The following is a 210-nucleotide window of genomic DNA, read 5'->3' as shown; positions in this document are numbered from 1 at the left end:
GATCTTAAAGACATAATCGCTATATTGGGTATGGATGAGTTATCAGAAGAAGATAAACTGGTAGTTTATCTTGCTCGTAAGATTCAGCGCTTCTTGTCTCAGCAATTCCACGTAGCTGAAGTCTTCACTGGTGCACATGGTAAATACGTACCACTACGCGATACCATTGCTAGCTTTAAAGAAATCATAGCTGGTGAATACGATGAACTA

1 pseudogene is annotated in these 210 nt (G+C 39.5%); it reads left to right on the top strand.

Features of this window, described 5'->3' with window-relative positions:
* A pseudogene (locus tag V6252_RS13670) lies at positions 1 to 210 on the top strand (F0F1 ATP synthase subunit beta); the annotation flags it as partial.

Source organism: Psychrobacter proteolyticus, assembly GCF_038155145.1.
In the GTDB taxonomy this organism is placed as follows: Bacteria; Pseudomonadota; Gammaproteobacteria; order Pseudomonadales; family Moraxellaceae; genus Psychrobacter; species Psychrobacter proteolyticus_B.
This window is presented reverse-complemented; position numbering and strand designations above follow the sequence as displayed.